This is a genomic window from Micromonospora sp. NPDC005979 (genome assembly GCF_040614415.1).
Taxonomy (GTDB): Bacteria; Actinomycetota; Actinomycetes; order Mycobacteriales; family Micromonosporaceae; genus Micromonospora.
In genome coordinates, this window is the sequence record NZ_JBEXUR010000001.1 from 638,920 (window position 1) to 655,463 (window position 16,544).

The 16,544-nt window shown below is 70.0% G+C and carries 15 protein-coding genes; 6 read left to right on the top strand and 9 right to left on the bottom strand.

Translation table 11 applies throughout. The features are described from left to right. Positions 1 to 136 precede the first annotated feature (136 nt). The 4 genes from ABZ272_RS02580 to ABZ272_RS02595 are packed head-to-tail and all read left to right on the top strand — an operon-like array spanning position 137 to position 4,390. A complete protein-coding gene (locus ABZ272_RS02580) occupies positions 137 to 1,432 on the top strand; it encodes an extracellular solute-binding protein (protein WP_355048123.1) in 1,296 nt (431 codons plus the stop codon). Between the two features lie 52 nt (positions 1,433 to 1,484). Then, complete coding sequence (locus ABZ272_RS02585; protein ID WP_355048124.1) at positions 1,485 to 2,483, top strand: sugar ABC transporter permease; 999 nt, start codon at positions 1,485 to 1,487, stop codon at positions 2,481 to 2,483. Continuing rightward, positions 2,480 to 3,319: a carbohydrate ABC transporter permease gene (locus ABZ272_RS02590; protein WP_355048125.1), complete on the top strand. Its 840-nt coding sequence runs from the start codon at positions 2,480 to 2,482 to the stop codon at positions 3,317 to 3,319. Before ABZ272_RS02585 ends, ABZ272_RS02590 begins: the two co-directional genes overlap by 4 nt. A 54-nt stretch (positions 3,320 to 3,373) precedes the next feature. Then, positions 3,374 to 4,390, top strand: coding sequence for a LacI family DNA-binding transcriptional regulator (locus ABZ272_RS02595; protein ID WP_355048126.1), 1,017 nt, complete (start codon positions 3,374 to 3,376; stop codon positions 4,388 to 4,390). A 42-nt stretch (positions 4,391 to 4,432) separates the two neighbouring features. Here ABZ272_RS02595 and ABZ272_RS02600 read toward each other — a convergent pair whose 3' ends face one another. From ABZ272_RS02600 to ABZ272_RS02635, 8 genes are all read right to left on the bottom strand, one after another. After that, positions 4,433 to 5,935 (bottom strand): B12-binding domain-containing radical SAM protein, encoded by a 1,503-nt coding sequence (locus tag ABZ272_RS02600; protein WP_355048127.1) that lies wholly within the window; start codon positions 5,933 to 5,935, stop codon positions 4,433 to 4,435. 126 nt (positions 5,936 to 6,061) lie between these two features. Then, positions 6,062 to 6,712: an HAD family hydrolase gene (locus ABZ272_RS02605; RefSeq protein WP_355048128.1), complete on the bottom strand. Its 651-nt coding sequence runs from the start codon at positions 6,710 to 6,712 to the stop codon at positions 6,062 to 6,064. Between the two features lie 37 nt (positions 6,713 to 6,749). Further along, entirely contained in the window at positions 6,750 to 8,921 is a 2,172-nt protein-coding gene (locus ABZ272_RS02610) for a hypothetical protein (RefSeq protein ID WP_355048129.1), read from the bottom strand. Positions 8,922 to 9,146: 225 nt separating this feature from the next. Further along, complete coding sequence (locus ABZ272_RS02615) at positions 9,147 to 9,752, bottom strand: response regulator transcription factor (protein ID WP_355048130.1); 606 nt, start codon at positions 9,750 to 9,752, stop codon at positions 9,147 to 9,149. After that, positions 9,749 to 10,915 carry a sensor histidine kinase gene (locus ABZ272_RS02620; RefSeq protein ID WP_355048131.1) on the bottom strand — a complete coding sequence of 389 codons (1,167 nt, stop codon included), beginning with the start codon at positions 10,913 to 10,915 and terminating at the stop codon, positions 9,749 to 9,751. The genes ABZ272_RS02615 and ABZ272_RS02620 overlap by 4 nt, the downstream gene beginning before the upstream one ends. Continuing rightward, entirely contained in the window at positions 10,912 to 11,643 is a 732-nt protein-coding gene (locus ABZ272_RS02625; protein WP_355048132.1) for an ABC transporter permease, read from the bottom strand. The genes ABZ272_RS02620 and ABZ272_RS02625 overlap by 4 nt, the downstream gene beginning before the upstream one ends. A gap of 1 nt (position 11,644) precedes the next feature. Then, positions 11,645 to 12,580, bottom strand: a complete 936-nt coding sequence (locus ABZ272_RS02630; protein WP_355048133.1) for an ABC transporter ATP-binding protein — start codon at positions 12,578 to 12,580, stop codon at positions 11,645 to 11,647. Positions 12,581 to 12,676: 96 nt separating this feature from the next. Further along, positions 12,677 to 13,417, bottom strand: a complete 741-nt coding sequence (locus ABZ272_RS02635; protein WP_355048134.1) for an SDR family NAD(P)-dependent oxidoreductase — start codon at positions 13,415 to 13,417, stop codon at positions 12,677 to 12,679. 56 nt (positions 13,418 to 13,473) lie between these two features. Here ABZ272_RS02635 and ABZ272_RS02640 point away from each other — a divergent pair, with 56 nt between their 5' ends. Then, on the top strand, positions 13,474 to 13,905 hold the full coding sequence (locus tag ABZ272_RS02640) for a MarR family winged helix-turn-helix transcriptional regulator (RefSeq protein WP_355048135.1): 432 nt from the start codon (positions 13,474 to 13,476) through the stop codon (positions 13,903 to 13,905). A gap of 91 nt (positions 13,906 to 13,996) precedes the next feature. After that, entirely contained in the window at positions 13,997 to 14,797 is an 801-nt protein-coding gene (locus ABZ272_RS02645) for an SAM-dependent methyltransferase (protein ID WP_355048136.1), read from the top strand. Between the two features lie 3 nt (positions 14,798 to 14,800). On the opposite strand, the gene ABZ272_RS02650 is transcribed toward ABZ272_RS02645, so the two are convergent. Beyond that, positions 14,801 to 15,781 (bottom strand): hypothetical protein, encoded by a 981-nt coding sequence (locus ABZ272_RS02650; RefSeq protein WP_355048137.1) that lies wholly within the window; start codon positions 15,779 to 15,781, stop codon positions 14,801 to 14,803. Between the last annotated feature and the right edge of the window lie 763 nt (positions 15,782 to 16,544).

Here is a 16,544-nt window from a genome sequence, read left to right on the forward strand (position 1 = left end):
GGGGGAACTGCTCGTAGCGTCCCGGCCATCGATCGGTAATACCGACGAAGCAATGAAAGTTCCGGAGATCCAGGTTCGAACCCTTGCCGGCTCGGCCGGCGTCCGAGCACACCGTGAGTCCCCGAAGGGATGGATCATGACAGCGCACCTTTCCCGCCGATCGCTGCTCGGCATCGCCGGCGCCGGCGCCGGCGCCTACCTGCTCAGCGCCTGTAGCGGCGACGACAAGTCAAGCGACCCGAACGCGGCGCAGACGATCAACTGGTGGCACATCCAGAACACCGAGCCGATGCTGCCGGTCTGGGCCGCGATGGCCAACGAGTACAAGACCGCGCACAGCAACGTCACGTTCACCATCCAGCCGCTGGAGAACGAGGCGTTCAAGGCCAAGCTCACCACCGCCACGCAGGCCGGCGACCCGCCGGACCTCTTCCAGTCCTGGGGCGGCGGCGTGCTCAAGCAGCAGGTCGACGCCGGTCTGGTCAAGGACCTCACCGACGACGTGAAGGACCTGGTCAGCGGCATCCTGCCGGCCGCCATGGGGCCGTACACGATCGACGGGAAGATCTACGGCATCCCGTTCGACATCGGCATGGTCGGGTTCTGGTACAACAAGGAACTCTTCACCCGCGCCGGCATCACCGAGCCCCCCACCACCTGGGCCGCCCTGCTCGACACGGTCCGCAAGCTCAAGACCGCCGGCATCACCCCGGTCGCCATCGCCGGCAAGGACAAGTGGCCGGCCCACTTCTACTGGTCGTACCTGGCGATGCGTATCGGCGGCGTCGGCGCGTTGCAGAAGGCCGTCGACGACAAGAACTTCGACACCCCCGACCTGGCCGCCGCGGGTGAGCGGCTCAAGGAACTCGTCGACCTGCAACCCTTCCAGAAGGGCTTCCTCGGCGCCGAGTACGGCTCCCCGGACGGGCAGGCCGCCACCATGGGCAACGGCGGCGCGGCCATGGAGCTGATGGGTCAGTGGGCGCCGGCGGTGCAGGCCTCCAGCTCGACCAGCAAGAAGGGCATCGGCGACAAGCTGGGCTTCTTCCCGTTCCCCGCCGTCGACGGCGGTAAGGGCACCGCCACCGAGGTGTTCGGCGGCGGCAACGGCTTCGCCGTCGGCAAGGACGCCCCGCCCGCCACGATCGACTTCCTGAAGTTCCTGCTCAGCGTCGACAACCAGCGCCGGTCCGCCAAGACCGGCGCGGTCCTGCCCACGGTGAAGGACGCCACCGACGCCATCAGCGACCCGAACAACAAGGTCGTCGCGGAGACGCTGGCCAAGAACACCGGCTTCCAGCTCTACCTCGACCAGGCGTACGCGCCCGCGCTCGGGCAGCAGATCAACGACAGCGTCGCCGAGATCATCGCGGGCAAGAAGGCGCCCGCCGCGATCCTCAAGGACATCACGCAGGTGGCGAAGACCGTCTGATCGTGACCCCGTACCCATCCGTAGCCGGCGATAGAAACCGAGTGGAGCAGGCATGACCAGGCCATCGACCGTGTCGTACACAGGGCGCGGCGACACGGCGACAGATCCGCCGGCACCGGGGCCGGGCACCGCGCGACGGCGCGGCCGCCAGCCCCGGCCGGGGCGGGGTGGCGTCCTCGCCGTCTTCCTGACGCCCGCCCTGACGCTGTTCCTGCTGCTGGTCATCACGCCCATCCTGGTGGCCGCCTACGCCAGTCTCTACAAGTGGAACGGCTTCGGGCTGCCGGAGAACTTCATCGGGCTGGACAACTACACCCGCGCCTTCGGTGACCCGACCTTCCGCGGCGACCTGTGGCGCGGCCTCGTGCTGGTGCTGCTGTCGCTGACCGTGCAGCTACCCGCCGCGCTGGCCCTGGCGATGCTGCTCAACCAGCCGCTGCGCGGCCGAGCCGCCTACCGGCTGATCTTCTTCGCGCCGTACGTGCTCTCCGAGGTCACCACGGCGGTCCTGTTCACCCTGGTGTTCTCGCCCAACCGGGGTCTGGGCGAGTCGGTCTCGAAGTTCCTCGGCGCGGAGGCGGGCGCGGTGTTCGCCGACCCGTCCACCGTGCTGTACGCCGTCTTCCTGGTGGTGTCCTGGAAGTACTTCGGCCTCTACATGATGCTCTTCCTGGCGGCCCGGCAGGGCATCCCGAAGGAGCTGTCCGAGGCCGCGGTCACCGACGGCGCCACCGCGTGGCAGGCCTTCCGCCACGTCACCCTGCCGCTGCTCGGGCCGACGATCCGGATCAGCATCTTCCTGTCGGTCATCGGCACCATCCAACTGTTCGACATGGTCTGGGTGCTCACCGGCGGCGGTCCGATCCACTCCTCGGAGACGATGGCCGTCACCATGTACCAGTTCGGCTTCCGCCGGTTCGAGGTCGGCTACGCCAGCGCGATCAGCATGGTCATGTTCCTGCTGAGCCTCGTCTTCGCCCTGTTCTACCAGCGCGTCGTCCTGCGTCGGGACACCGCGGGCGCGATCACCAACCAGGGAGGCCAGCGATGACCGCCAAGACCAGTAGCGCCCAGCGGACCCGCAGCATCGTGCTGCACCTCGTCTGCATCGGCGTCGGCGCGCTCATCGTCGTGCCGGTCTGGTTCGGTGTGATCGGTGGCTTCAAGGACAACGGCCAGCTGTCGACCAACCCGCTGGGCCTGCCCGACCCCTGGGTGCCGTCGAACTACACCGATCTGTTCGCCTCCGGCGTGTTCTGGCGGCAGCTCGGCAACAGCCTGCTCATCGCCGTCACCAGCACGTTCATCGTGGTCGCCGCGGCGGCGATGGCCGCGTTCGTCTTCGCCCGGTACGCCTTCCGGGGCCGCGAGTTCCTGGTGACCCTGTTCGCGATCGGCCTGATGTTCCCGTTCGCGGTGGCGATCCTGCCGCTGTTCGTCCTGCTGCGCTCCATCGGCCTGCTGGACAACCCGCTCGGCGTCATCCTGCCGCAGGCCGCCTTCGGGCTGCCGATCACCATCATCATCCTGCGTCAGTTCTTCCGGACCATCCCGGCCGAGGTGGAGGAGGCCGCCGTCCTGGACGGTTGCAGCTCCTTCGGGTTCTTCTGGCGGGTCCTGCTGCCGATGGCCCGCCCCGCGTTGGCCACCGTCTCGGTCCTGGCCGTCGTCACGAGCTGGAACAACTTCATGCTCCCGCTGGTCGTCTTCAGCGATCAGAGCTGGTGGACCCTGCCCGTCGGGGTCCAGGCGTTCCAGGGGCAGTACGCCGACGACACCGCCCGGGTGCTCGCCTACGTCGTCCTGTCCATGCTTCCCGCGCTGGGCTTCTACGCCGTGGCCGAACGTCAACTGATCGGCGGCCTCACCGGCAGCGTCAAGGGGTGACGACACCGGATCACCGACCGACCTGAAACGCCCCGCCACACAAAGGAGCGGACCGTGGGCTCCGACAACGGCCGAAACGTCACCATCGCGATGATCGCGCGACTGGCCGGTGTCTCCGTGCCCACGGTCTCGCGGGTCATCAACGGTCGCACCGACGTCGCTCCCGAGACCCGGGAGCGCGTCGAGGCCCTGCTCAACCATCACGGCTACCGCCGACGGACCCAGGCCCGGCGTACCGAGGCCGCGCTGATCGACCTGGTCTTCAACGACCTGGACAGCCCGTGGGCGGTGGAGATCATTCGCGGGGTGGAGGACGTCGCCCGCGCCAGCGGCGTCGGCACCGTCGTCTCCGCCATCCACTGGCGCATCTCCTCGGCCAAGCAGTGGCTCGACAACATGCGGACGCGATCCACCGAGGGCGTCATCTTCGTGACCTCGATGGTGAACCCTCCACTACAGGCGGAGCTGCGCCGACTGCACCTGCCCGTGGTCATCATCGACCCCGCCGGCGTCGACCCGCAGGAGTCACCCACCATCGGCGCGACCAACTGGGCGGGCAGCCTGAGCGCCAACCAGTACCTGATCGGCCTCGGTCACCGGCGTATCGGCTTCATCGCCGGGCCGCCGCACCTGATGTGCAGCCGAGCCCGGATGGACGGCTACCGCGCGGCTCTGGGGGACGCCGGCATCGCCGTCGACGACGCCCTCATCCGGCCCGGCAACTTCTACCACGAGTCCGGCTTCACCTCGGGTACGCAGCTCCTGGCCCTGCCCGACCCACCCACCGCCATCTTCGCCTCCAGCGACCAGATGGCGCTCGGCGTCTACGAGGCCGTCCGCAAACGGGGCCTGCGGGTGCCCGACGACATCAGCGTGATCGGCTTCGACGACCTGCCCGAGGTCCGCTGGTGCTCCCCACCGCTGACCACCGTCCGTCAACCCCTCGCGGAGATGGGCATGCTGGCCGCCCGGACGGTACTGCGGCTCGCCGGCGGCGAGAAGACCGAGAGCCCCCGCATCGAACTCGCCACCGAACTCGTCGTCCGCGACAGCGCCCGACCACCGCGCTGACCGCACGGTAGCTCCTCCGGACCGTTGTCCGCCGCGTGGACGTCACCTCGATGCCCTTCGACCAGAAGCAGGATCGCGGGACCGGCTGCTCCATTCGCGTGCGCGTTCCACGCGCTCCAGGCCGGCGGCGAAGGCACGCCGCCACGCGGGGGCGTTCCAGTCGTAGCTGAACGCCCAGGGGGCAACCCCACGCAGTTCCACTCCCGGTGGCGGACTGGCGACCATCGGTGCGCCGCGCACCATCTCCAGCATGTTCAACGAGCAGTCCACCCGGTCGACCGGTGCCGCCGCCTGGAGGTGGAGAAACCAAGCCAGCTGGGTCCGCGCCTCCTGCTCCTGCTCGCCCGGGAGCCCGAAGATCAAGTTCAGCACCACGGTGATTCCCGCCTCCGCCAACGCCAGGGTCAGCTCTTCGATCATCGCGGGCTCGGCGGGCTTGTCGAAGAGCCGTTGACCGGCCCGGCTGATCGTCTCCACCCCGATCTCCACCGTGGCGAGCCCCGACTCGGCCAGGAGTGGGGCCAGCGGAATGAGGGCCCGGCTGGCCTTCGTCGTCGCGCTCCACCGCACGCCGTCCACCGACTCACGCCGTAACGCCTCGGCCAGGGCGCGCATCATCGGCGCGGTGAACAGCGAGTCTTTCAGGGAGAAGCGACTGACGCCGTGCGCGCGGACCAGAGCGGTGATCGTCCGGCTCGCGGCCTCCGCCCTCAGCGGGGTGGTCTGCGGCTCGACCACCGGGTAGGTGCAGAAGGTGCACCGTCCGTAGGAGCACCCCCGGGTGAACTGGACCGGAAGCGTCAGCGATCGTCTGTCGTAGTGGGCGAGCTGCCGCGCGTGGAACGTGGGCAGGTATTCGAACGGAGTGTCGGCCGGCAGGTGCACCGGCAGCATCGGTCGCCGGATGCCGCGCGGGCTCAGCCGCGCCAGGGCCGCCACGAACTCGTCCTCGCAGTGACCGGTGAGCACGAGGTCGGCTGACTCCCGTAGCCCCGTATCCCGGCGAATCTCGCCCCGCAGCAGGGTCACGTGGCTGCCACCGAGCATCGTCGTCGTGCCCGGCCAGATCTCCTTGACCAATCGCAGCACGAGCAGGCCGACAAAGACCTGGGAGGGCCCCATCACGGACACCCCCACCACTGTCGGCGGGCGGTCGCAGGTGGCTCGGAGTTGCTGTTCGAGCCAGGTCCGCCATGGCTCCGGATCGGTGGTGGCAGCCGCTACGGCGGCCGTGATGGCGGCAAGTGGGTAGTGCATGCCGGCCACCGGGTCCGCGGTGTCGGGCAGGTGTAACGGGGGAGTGTCCCGCAGACCTGTCTGAGCGAAGAGCCACCGCGCCGCGGCCGCCACGCTCGACCGGTCCTTGCCGTGGTCACCGAGTGTGCCGCCAGGGCCAGCCGACTGGTTCGTGAAGCGGCGCAGTAGGAGGATATTGAGATCCAGCACCTGTACGCAGAAACCGCTGCGGGCGGCGGCAGTCGCGAGGATCGCCGGACCCAGCGGAGGGTTGGTGTCCGATGGCGACGGTGGCGGAACGACGATCACCGCATCACAGAACGGTGGCGGCCGGTCCAGTGGGAATGGCCGATCTGCTCGTGCTGATGCCATGGGTGACCTCGCACTCCGTGAGGCATCGATTGCGCTCAGTTTAAGGAGTACGAATGCCGCCGTCTATATCCGGTCGAGAACCTTTCGCAGGTCCCTGATTCGGAAGTCAGCATTGCAGTTGCGAAATGCAAAATCGGGATGAGCGAAGAGGTAGGTGGTCCCGCCGGCGACCTCAACCAACCGCATGTCACTCGCCGAGTCTCCGATGATCACGATCTCGTCGAAGGTCGGCTGCCCGGTGAGATAGCCGGCCAGGACGTCCCTCTTGGTGGTCTTCACATCACGCACATGCTGGTCCACGGCGAAGGCCCGCCCCGGTACGAAGTGGTCCGTCAGGTCCAGCAATTTCAGAAACATGTCGAGGGTGCCGGGGCGGGTGTTCGAGATGACGATCTGCTGGTGGCTGGCGGCGACGGCGCTCAGCACCGCGGCGACGTGCGGGGTCGGAGTCATCCAGCGATACTGCAGCTCAGGTCGCTCCTCGGACAGGATGAAGCAGGCATCCTGCAGTTCCAGGTGCCGGCGGTGGCTCTCGGCGGGCAGCAGGGTGGCGAAGTACTCGTACCACTTGTGACCGTACAGGCGTCGGCCGTCTTCGTACCCGAATCTCTGCGCGTATCCGAAGGTCGATAGCACCTCGTTGGAGATGTCGACCACGGCTCGATCGTTGCCCCGTTCGAGGACACCGTGCAAATCCCAGACAAAGAGTTTCACGAGCTGGCCTCTCCCGTGGTCGCGTAGCTTAACCTGCTCATTCCGCAAACGACGCCGAGCTCGCGTCCGCTATGGGTCGACGAGAGATCGCCTGCAGCATTTCGGACAGCTTCTCACTCATCTCGCGCGTCAGGTCCTGTCCGGACAGCGCATCGACGGCCGATCGAAGTGTGGACAGGCGGCGACCATCGATGACCTCATGGCGTACAAGATAGATGTCCATGAAGGTGTAGAGGTCGACGTAGCGGCGTTGTGCGGGAATTGCCTGGAAGGTCGTACTCTCGAAAATCGCCAGGACGCGGGCCGTGGTGCGCTCGTGTGGCGGGTACGGCGGTAGGTCCAGGAACGGTGGCCGGCCCGCTCGGACGTCCCCGTAGTAGTAGAGAACGTAGCCGCGGCTGCACGCCCGGAACGCCGAGTCGTACTGCAACATCGAGAAGAAACGGGCCAGTGCCGAGTCCGACCGGTGGTGGCACAACGCCCACAGGATCGAACTCAACAGAAATTCGTCCCGCTCCTGGTGCAGCAGCGCGTCGAGGTGCTCCGGAGCCGATGGGCTCGTGCGCGAGATCAGGTAGACCAGCAGGTTGCACACGGTGAGCCGGTCAGCGGTGTCGAGACCCGCCTCGTCACGGAGCTGCCGGTACAGTCCGGCCAGCCGCTCGCCGAGCCGGTGGTCGGCCAACTCCGCAAGCTGGCCGATCAGATGATGCCGTACCTCCCTGCTCAGGTCTCGTCGTAGCAACAGGACTGCCTGCTCGGGGGAGAGCGCAGCGAGCAGATGGTCACGGATGTCCCGGGCGAGCAGATACTCGTAGAACGAGTAGTGCAGGAACTCGCCGACCTCGGTGCCGTGCACCGTACGGCGGTCGATCACCTGGTCGAGGACTCTGATCTCGGCGCTACGCGCGCGACCCGGGGTAAGAGTGGCGAGCAGTTCTGCCATCGGAATCGCGTCGGCCGGCAACTCACGGGCGTGGACGAGCCAGGCCGCCGTCTGCCAGACCGGCAACGAGTGGCCGCTCCAGCGGGGATGGCTGCCGCGCACCGCGAGGTCCGTCGCGCGGCTCAGTCGGTTCAGGTACTCGCCGTACAGGGTGCTTGCGCTGTTGATCCGCGTCGCGGCGTCAGGGCCGATCAGGGTCAGCATCCTGGCATAGAGGGGACGCTGCACAAGTCGGGTCAACCGTTCCGAGGCGACCACCGTCCGGTAGAGGTCCGGGTCGGCGATCAGTCTCTGCCGCTGCAACCGGACCAGATAGTCGGCGAACTCGACCTCCACCGACCAGTTCCTCAGCACGAAGACCTGGTCGAAGGTGAACGAGGTGGTCTCGAAGACGATCCACTCCTCGTACTCCCTGATGCGTGAGGTGACCAGGGCCGGGGCGCATCGGAACAGGTCCAGCAGCGCGGTCGCGAGCGGTTCGCCGTCGACCAGGTCGCTCGCCTCGTCGAGGCCGTCGACCAGCAACACCACCTCCGACATGGCGGTCGTGTCGAAACCCGCCCCGCGCAGCTCGGCGAGAACCTCCGGCGCGTCCAGCGCCCGAAGTGGAACCGGCAGCACTCCGACCTGCTGGAGAGCGAGCGCTACGCCGTACAGCGAGAGGCTTTTTCCCGACCCCGGCTCGCCGAGGAGCAGGACGGATTCGCGAGCCTGGAGGTGGGACGCCAGCGCCGCCGTCGCCTGCTCGCCCGCGCCCGTGATCCGCTCCTGGTAGCGGGCAAGTCGGCCCGGCACGAACAGATCCATCCGGTGTAGCTCCGCCAGGCTCAGATCAAGGGGGTACGCGGTTCTTCTCCGTCCGAGCCGGTTGACCAGTTCGGTCGAGAGAAGCTTCAACCGATCCCGTTGCTCCTCTGGTCGATCCATGGGCGGCGCCATCTCCGCGGACCCCGCGAGGCCGGCCGGGCCGGTCTCGCCCGGCGGGAGCGTCGCTCCCTCGGTATCGGCGTCCGCCGGCATCCCTGGAAAGCTGGTGGCTTTCGTCGCGTTCTCCGGCAGCACGGTGAGGACGACGGTCAGGCCGACCAGGAGTGACGCCAGCAGACCAAGCGAATGCCACGGGTGGGTACGAATGAGCTCCAGCCAGCCGGGCCACCGTTGCTGCGCCGACGCCTCGTTGGTGATCAGCCCCGTCAGCACGGTCGCGACGGAGAGGACGCTCGCGACCGCGACCGCCACCACCATCCGTGGTGGCCTCGTCATTCGCATCTCTATCACCACCAGTGGTGGTCGGGTGATCGAGCCGCCACCGTCCCTGTTGGCGTACGGTGACCGAGCCCTGACTCTCAGGGTATCTTGGCCTGTCCCCGGGCCGGAGGGACGGCGCCTCGGGGTCCCAGCCCCTCGGGCGTCCAGCCACACCGAGCTGTACATGACCACCGTGCCCACAGGGGCTCTCCTCCGTCTCGGGAGGCGGCGTACGGCGGCTCAGAGCCAGCCGTTGGCGCGCGCGGTGCGGGCCGCCTCGATGCGGTTGCGGGTGCCGGTCTTGCCGATGGCCGCAGACAGGTAGTTGCGCACGGTGCTCTCGGACAGGTGCAGCGCGGCGGCCATGTCGGCGACGGTGGCGCCGTCCACGGCGGCGACCAGCACCTCGCGCTCCCGGTCGGTGAGCGGGTTCGGGCCGGCCGCGAGGGCGGCGGCGGCCAGCGTCGGGTCGATCACCCGCTCGCCGGCCAGCACCCGTCGGACGGCCACCGCCAGCTCCTGCACCGGCCCGTCCTTGACCAGGAAGCCGTGGGCGCCGGCCTCCATGGCCCGGCGCAGGTAGCCGGGGCGGCCGAAGGTGGTCAGGATCAGCACCCGGCAGGACGGTAACTGGTCGCGCAGCGCGGCGGCCGTGTCGAGGCCGCTGCCGTCGGGCATCTCGATGTCCAGCAGCGCCACGTCGGGGCGTACCCGAAGAGCCTCGCGCGTGGCCTGCGCCCCGGTCGCGGCCTCGGCCACGACCTCGATGTCGGGTTCGAGGTTCAGCAGTAGGGCCAGCGCGCCACGCATCATGCCCTGGTCCTCGGCGAGCAGGAGCCGGATCACGACGCCCACCGTCCGGTGGGGGCGTGGGGGAGCCGGGCGGTGAGCAGCAGGCCGCCGTCGCGCGCCGGGCCGACGTGCAGCGTTCCGCCGGCCTGCGCCAACCGCTCGGTGAGGCCGCGCAGACCGTTGCCGTACTGCGGCCGGCCACCCACCCCGTCGTCGCGGATGGTCAGCACCGCCTCGTCGGTGTCGGCGGTGACCTCGATGTCACACCGCGACGCCCGGCTGTGCCGGACCACGTTCGTCACTCCCTCCCGCAGGACCCAGCCGAACGCGTCGTCGGCCTCGACCCCGAGCGGCCGGTCGACGCCCCGGACGCTGACGGCTATCCCGACGTCGGCCAAAGCCGCACGGACGCCGTCGAGTTCCCGCGCGAAGCTGCGTTCCCGATAGCCGGTGACCGCCTCGCGCACCTCGGCGAGCGCCGTACGGCCGATCCGCTCGATGTCCGTCGCCTCGGCGACGACCCGCTGCGGATCCGTCGGGGCGAGCCGGCGCACCACCTCCGCCTTGACCACCACCAGCGACAGCGTGTGACCCAGCAGGTCGTGCAGGTCCCGCGCGAAACGCAGCCGCTCCTGCTCCACCGCCGTGCGGGCCAGCTCCCGCTGGGTACGGCGCAGCTCCTCCACCAGCCGGGCCGTGCGGGCGAACGCCAACGTCAGCGCGCCCGCGAGCACGGTGATCAGCGCCATCTGTGCGGTCTCGGTGGCCGGCAGCCGGTGCGCCACACCGATCACCAGGACGGCCGCGGCCGAGCCGCCGACCCAACCGAACCCCCAGGCCACGCGTACGAAGGCGACCGCGCCGGCCGCGGCGACGTACAGGAACAGGACCAGCCAGCCCTCCGGCCCACCGGCGTACGCCACCGCGAGCCCGACCCCGAGCAGCGCGAAGGCGACGAGCCCCGCGTGGTGCACGGCCGGACGGACCGGCAGGTCGGCCACGGGTACGGCCACCAGGGCCAGGTAGAACAGCGCGAAGACGACGAGCCCCACCGCCGCCGGTGGTGCGGGGTGCACCTGCCCGCGTGCGATCGCGGCGGCCGGCGTCAGCAGCAGCCAGAGCCAGAGAGTGTGCGCGGCGACGAGCACGAACCCCTGTCGGGTCCGGCGGGGACCGGTCGCACCGGACGACATGGTGGTCACCGTATCGGGCGTCACCGGTGAACGGTGGACCTGCGGTACGCCCACGCCGCCAGGGCCGTGAACGCCACCGTCCACCCGATGAGCACTGCCAGTCCCGACGGGCTGGGCGTCAGCCCGGCGGCCGTGCGCCAGCCGAGTTCCGCGAACCGGTACGTCGGCAGGGCGTGTGCCAGGTGACGCAGCACGGCGGGGAAGTAGGCGACGGGCACCAGCAGGCCGCCCAGCACCGACAGGCCGAGGAAGGCGAGGAAGTTGACCGGCTGGGCGAGCTGCGGGCTGAGGCCGTACCCGATGGCGAGCCCGAGCAGCGCGAACGGCACCGTGCCGACCCACATCAGCAGCAGCAGCGCGACCCACCGGCCGGCCCCCAGCTCGACGTGGTGCGCGAGGCGTCCGGCGCAGCCGACGGCGATCACCGACGGCACCCCGCTGAGCGTGCAGACCAGGGCCTTCGCGATCACCGCCCGCCCGGCGGGCAGCGGGGTGACGCGGAGCTGGCGCAGCCAACCCGACGCCCGCTCCTGCGAGACCGCGGACCCGACCGAGAGCACGCCCGCCACCGCGCCGTAGCCGGCCAGGCCGACCATGAGGGCCAACGCCGCGTCGACGCCCTCCACCCGGTCGCCGTCCGGACCAACCCCCGAGAAGATGAGGTACGTGACCACCGGCGCGAGGACGGTGAACAGCAGCAGCCGTGGGTCGCGGGCCAGTCGGCGCAGTTCGAATCGCAGGTACGCGCGCATGTCAGTGCTCCGTGGGTGTCGCGGTGCGGGTCGTCGGTGTCGCGGTGCGGGTCGTCGGGGTCGCGGTGAGGGTGAGGAAGGCGGCGTCCAGGGCGGCGGCGGTGACCTCCAGGTTCTGGAAGCCACGCGTGGCGGCCAGGGCGAGGACGGTGGCGTCGGCGTCGTCGCTGGTGAGCGCGACCCGGCCGCCCCGCACCTGCACCGACCGGACCCCGGGGAGCGCGTCGAGGCCGTCGAGCGGCCCGCCGGCGAGGTCGAAGGAGACGGTACGGCCGCCGGCCAGCGCGCGGATCTCGGCGGGCGGCCCGTCGGCCACGACCCGGCCGGCGGCGAGCACCACGACCCGATCGGCGAACTCGTCCGCCTCGTGCAGGTGGTGGGTGCTGAACAGGACGGTGTGCCCGTCGGCGGTGTACCGGTCGATGGCCGCCCAGAACGCCTGCCGGGCGGCGACGTCCAGCGCGGCGGTGGGTTCGTCGAGGACCAGCAGGTCCGGGTCGCCGGCCAGCGCGAACGCGAACCGTGCGCGCTGCGCCTCGCCGCCGGAGAGTCTGTCGAGGCGGCGGCCGGCGCGCTCGGTCAGCCCGGCCAGCGCCAGCACCTGGTCGGTGGCCATCGTCCGCGGGTAGAGCGCCCGAGCCAGGTCGACGACCTCGCGGACGGTCGCGCTGGACGCCCAGCCGGCGTCCTGGAGCATCGCGCCCACCTGTCCCGCCCGGACCGCCTCGGCCGGCGGCCGACCGAACAGGCTCACGGTGCCGCTGTCCGGTCGGTCCAGCCCCAGCATGATCGAGATCGTGGTGGACTTGCCGGCGCCGTTGGGCCCGAGCAGGGCGACCGTGCTACCCCGCGCGATGGTCAGGTCGAGCCCGTCGACGGCGCGAACCGGACCGAACCGCCGGGTGAGGCCGCTGAGGCGTACGGCTGTGTCATCCATGCCCGTCACGCTAGGCAGGCGCGCGGGGCGCGGGCAGAGCCACCGGTACGCGGTCGGCCAGGACATTTGTCCCGGGCGCGAACCAGGGCACGGTCATCACCAGGCCAGCCGGACCTCGTCCTCGAACACGACGCCGGTCGGGCCATCCGCCGCGAGAGTGGCCAGGCGGATCGCGACGGCCGCGCCCTCGTCAGGCGTCCGGGTGCCACGGAAGTCGTTGAAGTCGGTGGCGACGTGGCCCGGAGCCGCACCGTTCACCTTGAGTGCGGTGCCGGCGAACTCGCGCGCGTAGTGGACCGTGAGCGCGTTCAGGGCGGTCTTCGAGCTGGAGTAGACCATCGACGGCTGACCGACCCACGCGCCCGCCTCGCCGATCGAGCCGCGCTTGCTGGTCACGTTGACGACCCGAGGAGCCTCGGCCCGGGTCAGCAGAGGTAGGAAGGCCCGCATCATGCGTACGACGCCGAAGACGTTGACCTCGTAGACGTTCTTGAAGTCCTCGGCGGTCTCCTCGCTCGGCGTGGGCAGGTGGTCGAGGTCGCGGAACGTGAGGGTGTTGACGCCCGCGTTGTTGACCAGTACGTCCAGGTGCCCGAACTCCTGGTCCACCTCATCGGCCAGGGCGTCGATCTGCCGCTGGTCGGTCACGTCGAGGAGCACGGGACGTACGTCCCCGTCGAGGCTGGCGGCGGCGGCCCGGCCGGCGTCGAGGCGGCGAGCGCCGAGCAGCACGGTGAAGCCCTTGCTGGCGAGTCCGCGGACGATGGCGATGCCGATGCCCTTGTTGCCGCCGGTCACGAGCGCGACGAGACCGGTGCGGTCCGTGGATGTTGTCATGACAACAGCATGCCACGGTCGGTGTTGTCGTATCAACGCGGAGGTAGGATCAGGTCGTGGGCAAGCTCCTGAGTGCGGACGAGATGCGGGTCTGGCACGCCTGGAAGGCCGCGTCCGACAGGGTGCGCGCACACGTCGCCGAACAGATCGACAGCGCCACCGGGCTCTCGGACCCGGACTTCGGCGTCCTGACGCGGCTGGTCGACCTCGGCGACGGGCACCTACGGCAGAACGAGCTGGCCGCCTCGATGAGGTGGCATCGGAGCCGCCTGTCGCACCAACTGACACGCATGGAACAGCGCGGCCTGGTCACGCGGTCGGGAGTTCCCGGGGGCATGATGGTGAGCATCACGGGCCTTGGCTCCGAGCGCGCGGCCGCCGCCCGGCCCGTGCACGCGGACGCGGTACGTGCCTCGCTGATCTCCCGAATCCCGGTCGCGCACGAGGCCGCGTTCCTCTCGATCCTCGAATCGTTGGCAGAGGGATGACGGCGACGCCCTCTGCGTGCCGCCCCGGGGGAAGATGACCGGCCATCGTGGACGCTATGCTGCGGGCTCGGCAGGGGAGAGGTGGTCGGCCATGACGCAGTCCGAGCCCGGGGTGAACCTTCAGACCGACCGGCCGAACGCGGCGCGGATGTTCGACTACTACCTCGGCGGCAAGGACAACTTCGCCGCCGACCGGGCCGCCGCCGAGATGGTGTTGCAGGTCGCGCCGTGGATGCCCGAGGCGGCTCGGCAGGGCCGCGACCTGATCGCCCGTACGGTCCGCCACCTCGTCGAGGAGAAGGGCGTCCGGCAGATCCTGGATCTCGGCTCGGGGCTGCCGACGCGCGACAACGTGCACGAGATCGCCCACCGCATCGACCCGACCGTACGCGTCGTCTACGTCGACAACGACCCGGTGGTCTGCGCCCACGGGCGTGCGTTGCTCGCCGACGCGGCGACGGTGTCGGTGGTGCAGGCCGACCTGTGCCGACCCGCCGAGGTGCTCGGTCACCCGGAGGTCGCCGCGGCCATCGACTTCGACAGCCCGGTCGCGGTCCTCATGATGTTCGTGCTGCACCTGGTGCCCGACGAGCAGGCCCCGCAGCGCATCGTGGCGACCTACCGCGACGCGCTCGCCCCCGGCAGCTATCTCGCGCTGTCCCACGCCAGCACCGACGTGCACCCCGACCTGATGGCCCGCATCTCCGCGATCTACGCCCGCGCGAACAGCCCGTTCGTGCCGCGCGGGCACGCGGACGTCACGGGGTTCTTCGGCGACTTCGTCCTCGAGTCACCCGGCCTGGTCAACATGTGGCCGTACCCGGAGCCGCCGGCCACCGTCGACGCCGAGGTGGCGCGCACCGGCTACAGCGGCGTCGCCCGCAAACCATAGGCGTCATCGGGCTCGTTCCGGCGACCGTCGTGCCGCATCGGTCGGGATCCAGCCGGCCGCGATCAGCGCCCGCCGTACGGTGTCGGCGACCTCGTCGGGGCGGGCACGGACCAGCCAGGCGGGGAAGCGAAGGATACGGTCGCCGCTGGTCCAGACGTCATTCTGTCGACGCATGTCCGCCGCCCACTGCCGCGCGTCCATGTGGTGCGCGCCGTCGATCTCGACCTGCACCCGCCACTCGTGCCAGTACGCGTCCAACCAGCGGTTACGGCCCGCCGCGTCGACCCGGTGTCGTTGCAGGTCCGGCGCGGGCAGCCGATGCCGCCGACACAACCGCACGAAGTTGATCTCGGAGAGCGCCTCTGCGCCACCGGCGATGTCGGCGATGGTCTGCCGGATCAGCCGTCGGCGAGGTGCCCGAGGCAGGACGTCGAGCACGGCGCCCAGCTCCTCGGGTAGCACGCGACGCTGCTGGCATCCGGCCGCCAACAACCCCTGCGCCTCGTCCACACTGCTGGCCCACCCGGCCGCGTCCACCAGGGCGCGGGCCGTCGTCGTACGCGGCGGACGGGCGAGCTGAACATGCACGTCGGGCAGCACCGACGTGCGATGGAGCAGCACCGCGGGCATGTCGATCGGCAGTCGACGAAAGCTCGTCCGAGCGGCACGACGGTCGGCCGGCACCAGCACGTGCAGAGGCTCTCGCCGCAGTCCCCGTACGCCCGCCTCGGTGGCTGCGGTCGCCCCGGCCAGGACCGCTCCCGACCCGGCCGCCAGGACCGCCACCCACAGCTGCTGGTCAGGGGTGAGTCGACCGTTGCCGGTGAGCACGATGCCCCGGCAGATCGACCGCCATCGTCCGGAGCGGATACGGCCCCGGACCGTCCCCTCACTGAGCAGGCTGGCAAGCTGCGCGGTCGTCAGCACACCCGCCTGCTCGAAGGCGAGCCAGTCAAATGCGTCGGCGTCATCAGCGGGCAACATTCCGTCGATCCTTACCGCCTGCCGAACATCGAGCCACCAGATCTTGGACACTTCAGGCCGCTGGCTCGCTGGCTCGCTGGCTCGCTGGCTCGCTGGCTCGCTGGCCCGTTGGCCCGTTGGCCCGTTGGCCCGTTGGCTCGCTGGCCGTTGGCCGCTGGCTCGCGCGCCGCCCCCGTCTCTGCGTCTCTGCGGGGCTGCCGCGTCTCTGCGTCTCCGCGCGGCTGCCGCGCCTCCGGGCGCGGCGTTCGCGCCTCGCTATCGCGCGCTCCGTGCAGATCTTGGACAGTTTCCGTTAGCAGCTAACGGAGACTGTCCAAGATTTGCACGGACTGATGAGAGTGGACGGTTCGCTAGCGGGGGAGGCCCAGGTGGTGAAGCGGTCGGTCAGGTTGATGGGTGGATTGTCGGGATTGAGTGCCAAGAGGTGGGCAGCGGCCTCCGACTGAAGTGCCGCCAGGTGGTCCAGCAGAGCCAGGCGATCCATCCGGTAGGTCGCCAGGAGACGGAGCTTGGCGGCCGAGCACGGCCAGGCGATTCCGCAGGTGCCGCAGCGCCAGGTCGGGCGGGCCGGTTGATGATCGGGAGCGCGACGGGACATCAGCCGACCCGCACCGGGCCTTGCGTGACACGCCGCCGAGCCTCACGACGGGGCGGCGCGCTCGTTCGGCGTGGGATGGCGGGCTGGGAAGGCGGGATGGGTCGGCGTAAGGCGGCGGGTCGCAAGGGCGCGGTGGGTCGGCGCGGGGTGGCGGAGCTGGAAGGT

Coding starts and splice junctions, on each gene's coding strand:
- ABZ272_RS02580 (WP_355048123.1), top strand. CDS start 137: ATGACAGCGCACCTTTCCCGCCGATCGCTGCTCGGCATCGCCGGCGCC.
- ABZ272_RS02585 (WP_355048124.1), top strand. CDS start 1,485: ATGACCAGGCCATCGACCGTGTCGTACACAGGGCGCGGCGACACGGCG.
- ABZ272_RS02590 (WP_355048125.1), top strand. CDS start 2,480: ATGACCGCCAAGACCAGTAGCGCCCAGCGGACCCGCAGCATCGTGCTG.
- ABZ272_RS02610 (WP_355048129.1), bottom strand. CDS start 8,921: ATGACGAGGCCACCACGGATGGTGGTGGCGGTCGCGGTCGCGAGCGTC.
- ABZ272_RS02625 (WP_355048132.1), bottom strand. CDS start 11,643: ATGCGCGCGTACCTGCGATTCGAACTGCGCCGACTGGCCCGCGACCCA.
- ABZ272_RS02630 (WP_355048133.1), bottom strand. CDS start 12,580: ATGGATGACACAGCCGTACGCCTCAGCGGCCTCACCCGGCGGTTCGGT.
- ABZ272_RS02635 (WP_355048134.1), bottom strand. CDS start 13,417: ATGACAACATCCACGGACCGCACCGGTCTCGTCGCGCTCGTGACCGGC.
- ABZ272_RS02645 (WP_355048136.1), top strand. CDS start 13,997: ATGACGCAGTCCGAGCCCGGGGTGAACCTTCAGACCGACCGGCCGAAC.
- ABZ272_RS02650 (WP_355048137.1), bottom strand. CDS start 15,781: ATGTTGCCCGCTGATGACGCCGACGCATTTGACTGGCTCGCCTTCGAG.